Genomic DNA, 5,295 nt, shown 5'->3' with positions numbered 1-5,295 from the left:
CCTTTGAAGAACACGCCACATTCTTCCTGGGACTGACCCTGCTTATTCTGGGCAATGGATTATTCAAGCCCAACATTGCCAGCATTGTTGGTAACATGTATCCACCTGAGAACAAGAAGAAGGATTCGGCCTACACCATCTTTTATATGGGTGTGAATTCCGGAGCATTCCTGGGTATGTTGATTTGTGGATGGCTCGGTGAAACACATGGCTGGAGTTACGGTTTCGGGTGTGCCGGGGTTTTCATGCTGTTTGGTATGTTGCAGTTCTATTTCGGACAAAAGATATTCGGCCAGATAGGCCTCAAGCCTGCGCGTCTTAAGCGCGAAGGCAAATCCAGCGAGGCACAGCAGGAGACGCGCATACCATTTACCCCAAGGGATTTTACCTGGCTTGGAGCATCGTTTGTATTCCTGGTGATTACATTGATTGCATGGAATACGGTTAACTACCCCAATGATGGCGCCAAGTATGCATCCGTGATTCCGTTCTGTATCATTATGGTCATTACCATTGTTCAACGACTTAAGAAATATCCCAAGATAGAGAAAGACCGACTGGGCTTGATTGCGTTACTGGCCTTCTTTACCGTATTCTTCTGGCTTGCCTTCGAGCAGGCAGGAAGCACCATGGCATTGTTTGCGAAGAATTTCACAGACCGAACACTCAGTAGTGCAGGAGAGATTACTTCATTCCGTTTCATTAGTCTGGCCCTAACGGTCATACCGATGCTAATCCTAACCTGGGTTCTCTTGGGAATGACACTAAGAATAGTAAAACGGTACCCACTAACTATACTGTTCACAGGATTGAGTTTTGTGATTATATGGTACATTGTCTTCCTGATCAACAAAGCCAACTTTGCCGAGGGCGAGCATGAAGTTCCTGCATCGTGGTTCGGAACCCTGAATGCGTTCTTTATCATTTCTTTTGCCCCTGTCTTCTCAAATTTGTGGACAGCACTCACAAAAAACAATCGAAACCCTTCAGGACCTGTCAAGTTTGCCATGGGACTCTTTTTGCTGGCAGCCGGTTTTCTGGCGCTCTCATTCGGTGCATCCACCATACCACAGGGCGCTACGACAGCTTCAGTGAGCATGATCTGGCTGATCCTGGCATACCTGCTTCACACATTGGGTGAACTCTGCCTTTCTCCGGTTGGACTTTCCTTTGTAAACAAATTATCACCCAAACGTTTGCTGTCCTTTATGTTTGGTGTATGGTATTTATCCAATTTCGTGGCCAATTTCCTGGGTGGATATGTCGGAAGTTTCATGAAGGAAATATCCGCCAAGAGTTCCATATCCAGCTTCTTCTTCATATTTGTGATCAGTTCTTCAGTGGCAGGACTTGCCCTGCTCCTGCTTAACAAAAAGATGAAAAAGATGATGCATGGCGTTGAATGACGTTCTGTCCGGCTTGAAAAAAGGGCCCGAAAATTGTACCTTTATAATAGGTTCTTAAGTTAAACCTATAAACAAGGTATCATGAGTTTATTCAAAAAAAGCCTGCTTATCGTGATGATTCCCGCCCTGGCGCTGGGAGGCATGGCTTTTGTCAATCATACCAAAGAGAAGCAGGACGAGAACGGTCTGATCCATTGGATTTCCTTTGAAGAAGCAGTGGAGCTCAACAAGAAAGAGAAGCGTAAGATGTTCATTGACTTCTATACCAGTTGGTGCGGATGGTGTAAACGAATGGATGTTACCACGTTCCGGGACCCGGAGGTGGTGAAGTACATGAACGAAAATTTTTATGCCGTAAAGTTCGATGCAGAGCAGAAAGACTCCCTCGTATACAACGAACACGTATTTAAATACAGGGATGATGTCGGCAGCAGAGGCATTCATGAGTTTGCCCTGAGCGCACTGAACGGACGTCCATCCTACCCCAGCTTTGTTTTCTTTGATGAAGAGATCAACCGGATCACCATCGTTCCAGGCTACAGGGATGCATCGTCACTGGAATCCATGCTGAACTGGATTAACGATAACAAATACATGAGCCAACCCTGGGACAAATATCACCAGGAGTTTGTTCAGCAAAAGAAAACCGAGGAAGCTCCGGTCAACAAATGAAGCGATTCGTATCCATACTGCTTAGCCTCATCACCCTTACTGCGACGTCCGGCGTGGCAGTGGGAACCCATTATTGCGGAGGCAAAAAAGTGGATACTTCTGTCATCACCATCAAAGGCCCGCATGATCCATGTTGCAGCAACATGAAATGCTGTAAGGATCAGGTGGAATTCTTCAAAGTTTCCTCTGAATTCAGTCTGGATGCACCTATACAATTCGCACCTGTCTTTTCTACGATCCAAACGATCTACCAACCCTTTGTTTTTTCACAACGCCCGATCCATAATTACTATTCCCGGGCGTTGGTGCACCCACCACCCAATTTCCACACCCAACATTCTTTCCTGCAAGTATTTCTGATTTGATCTGATACCGGATTACGGACACCAATTCATTCTCGTCCCATTTAATTTTCGGTATCATGTACAAATCACTATTTATATTATCGTTGTGCCTTTCAACGATCATGCCTGATGTGTGGGCACAGGCACCCATCAAAGGCAAAGTCACGGAACAGGACCCACAAGGCGCAGGCAAACCCATCGCCTTTGTTAATGTTTACTGGCTGAACACACAGATCGGAACCGCCACAAACTTTGAAGGAGCATTCGAAATCTCGCCACCGTCATCCTATCCGGCCACCCTTGTCATAAGCCACGTCCAGTACACCAATGACACCCTGACATTCCAGGTACGACCGGATCAACCCATCCTGGTCTCTTTACGGAAAAGCACCGACCTGGAAGTGGTGGAAAAGGTAGGTCGGAAGCAATCCACCAACATGTCCACGATCTCCACCATGGGCACGCAATACATCAATTCCAGCGAATTGAAGAAGGCACCATGCTGCAATCTGTCGGAAAGTTTTGAGACCAACGCATCGGTGGATGTGGTGTATTCCGATGCCGTATCCGGTGCAAAGAAGATTCAGATGCTGGGACTCGATGGCATTTACAGCCAGATCATGTTTGAGAACATCCCCCTCATACGGGGCATGGCATCGGCATACGGACTCGCCTTTGTTCCCGGTCCGTGGATCGAGTCCATCAGCGTGAACAAAGGCACCGGGTCCGTGCTGAATGGTTATGAATCCATTTCAGGTCAGATCAACCTGGAATATTTCAAACCCTCCGAAACAGATCATTATTTCATCAATCTTTTCGGCAGCCACCAGGGCAGGCTGGAGCTTAACGGCTATTTCACAGCCCCCAAGGGCAAGAAGTGGTCGTCGATGACCCTGGTACACGCCCACAATACATCCATGAAGGTCGATGGAAATGACGATGGCTTTCTCGATGCCCCATTATCATCTCAGATAAACCTGATCAACCGGTGGACCTACCATGGCACCAACCGGGAAATGAAGGTAGGAGGACAATTCATGGACTGGCATTCCGTGGGAGGGCAAACCACCTACGATCCGGAACATTTACCAGGTACACCAAATGGTTTCGGGGTAGATATCAACATCCGGCAATATGCGCTCTTTGCCAAGAATGGATTCCTTTTCCCATCCAAACCGGAAATCAGTCTGGGCCTGATAGCTTCAGCCCGACGCACCGAGCAGGAGTCGCTCTTCGGACTCTCGAAATACAACGGACTACATGATCAGGTGTACTTCAACAGCATCTTCCAATACCAGCCAACCCATCATCATCACCATTTATTTAAAGCAGGCATCAGTCATCAATGGGATGGTTATGAAGAAGATTTTGAAGGGCAACAGCCCAGCAGGGATGAATGGGTAACCGGTGCCTTCGGAGAATGGTCCTGGAATGACAGCACCCGCTTTTCTGTTATCACCGGATTGCGGGGAGATTATAACAACCTGTTCGGTTGGCTGGTTACCCCCAGAATTCATGCCAACTACAAACCCACTGAACTGACAGCGATCCGACTTTCATTGGGAAAAGGTTTCCGAAGCGCACACGTATATATGGAAAATCCGGTGGTATTCACAAGTGGGCGAAAGGTGGTGGTTCCTTCAACGCCTGAACTGGAAGAAGCCTGGTCTGCGGGACTGTCACTCCAACATAAGTTTACTTTCCTGGGCAGAAATGCTTCACTCGGAGCAGACTATTACTATACCTACTTTATCAACCAGGTGGTCATCGACCTGGATCAACACCCTCAGATGGTGTTTTTCAGGAACCTGGATGGGCAATCATTCTCGCATAGCATGCAGGCAGACTTCACTTTTGAACCATTTCCGTTAACGGAGTTAAGACTTGCCGCCCGTCGCTATAACGTACAGGTCACCACAGGTGGACAATTGCAGGACAAAGCATTGACGCCCAAAAACCGAATGATGGTGCACAGCTCGTGGCATGATACCAGGGAGATATGGCAGGTGGATATGACCCTCAATATTTTCGGGTCAAGCAGGATTCCGTCAACGCAAAGCAATCCGTTGCCCTACCGACGTGTCAACCGGTCACCGGGATATGCCACGTTGTCTGCTCAAGTCACCAAAGAATTCAAATGGCTGGAAGCCTATGCAGGCATGGAAAACATTACCAACTTTAAACAACCGGATCCAATCATTGCAGCCGACGATCCTTTTGGTCCGTATTTTGACGGATCACTAATATGGGGGCCGCTGAACGGGCGGTATGCGTATGCAGGGATCAGGAAGACGTTTAATTAGTCATTAGACTTTGGACAATAGACATAAGACAATAGACATTGGACATAAGACACTATACATTGACCATTTTCTAATGTCAAATGTCTACTTTCCCAATAATCATAAACCATGTTATTATGAAAAAAACAAAAAACATCTCAGTCACTTTGGGTGCCCTGTGGGCATTCATGATGATAGGAATTTTTGCGAATGCGCAGGAAAGCAAAACCGATACGGTGGTCATTAAAACCTCAGCGGTTTGTGACATGTGCCAGGAGAGAATTGAAAAGGCAGTGAAGTTTGTAAAAGGTACCCGGAGTTATGAATTCAACGCAGACACAAAGGAGCTTACCGTTATTTTTCGCCCGGATAAAACCTCAGCCGATGAACTTCGAAAAGCCATATCAGCGGCAGGTTATGACGCAGACGATGTGAAGGCAGACGAGAAAGCCTATGCTAAACTCCCGCATTGCTGCCAAAAAGATGGCCATCATGAAGATTAATCCAACTTATACAGTAGGAGGTGAGGAACGAGCCGAACTATCTGTATTTAGTTGGGGTTATCCCTCCCGTACCTACGGGATAGAAAAT

At 47.0% G+C, this 5,295-nt stretch carries 5 protein-coding genes; all 5 read left to right on the top strand.

All coding sequences use genetic code 11. The annotated features are described in order from the left end of the window. On the top strand, nucleotides 1-1,406 hold a 1,406-nt coding region (locus KDD36_14635), incomplete at its 5' end, for a peptide MFS transporter (GenBank protein MCB0397886.1). An 81-nt stretch (nucleotides 1,407-1,487) separates the two neighbouring features. Beyond that, a complete protein-coding gene (locus KDD36_14630; GenBank protein MCB0397885.1) occupies nucleotides 1,488-2,078 on the top strand; it encodes a DUF255 domain-containing protein in 591 nt (196 codons plus the stop codon). Further along, nucleotides 2,075-2,443 carry a hypothetical protein gene (locus KDD36_14625; GenBank protein ID MCB0397884.1) on the top strand — a complete coding sequence of 123 codons (369 nt, stop codon included), beginning with the start codon at nucleotides 2,075-2,077 and terminating at the stop codon, nucleotides 2,441-2,443. Before KDD36_14630 ends, KDD36_14625 begins: the two co-directional genes overlap by 4 nt. A 56-nt stretch (nucleotides 2,444-2,499) precedes the next feature. Beyond that, complete coding sequence (locus KDD36_14620) at nucleotides 2,500-4,725, top strand: TonB-dependent receptor (protein ID MCB0397883.1); 2,226 nt, start codon at nucleotides 2,500-2,502, stop codon at nucleotides 4,723-4,725. Nucleotides 4,726-4,841: 116 nt separating this feature from the next. Continuing rightward, entirely contained in the window at nucleotides 4,842-5,207 is a 366-nt protein-coding gene (locus KDD36_14615; protein ID MCB0397882.1) for a cation transporter, read from the top strand. Nucleotides 5,208-5,295: the final 88 nt, after the last annotated feature.

It is taken from the genome of Flavobacteriales bacterium (assembly GCA_020435415.1).
Taxonomy (GTDB): Bacteria; Bacteroidota; Bacteroidia; order JACJYZ01; family JACJYZ01; genus JACJYZ01.
The sequence above is the reverse complement of the archived record's forward strand: the minus strand, read 5'-3'. Positions and strand labels throughout refer to the sequence as shown.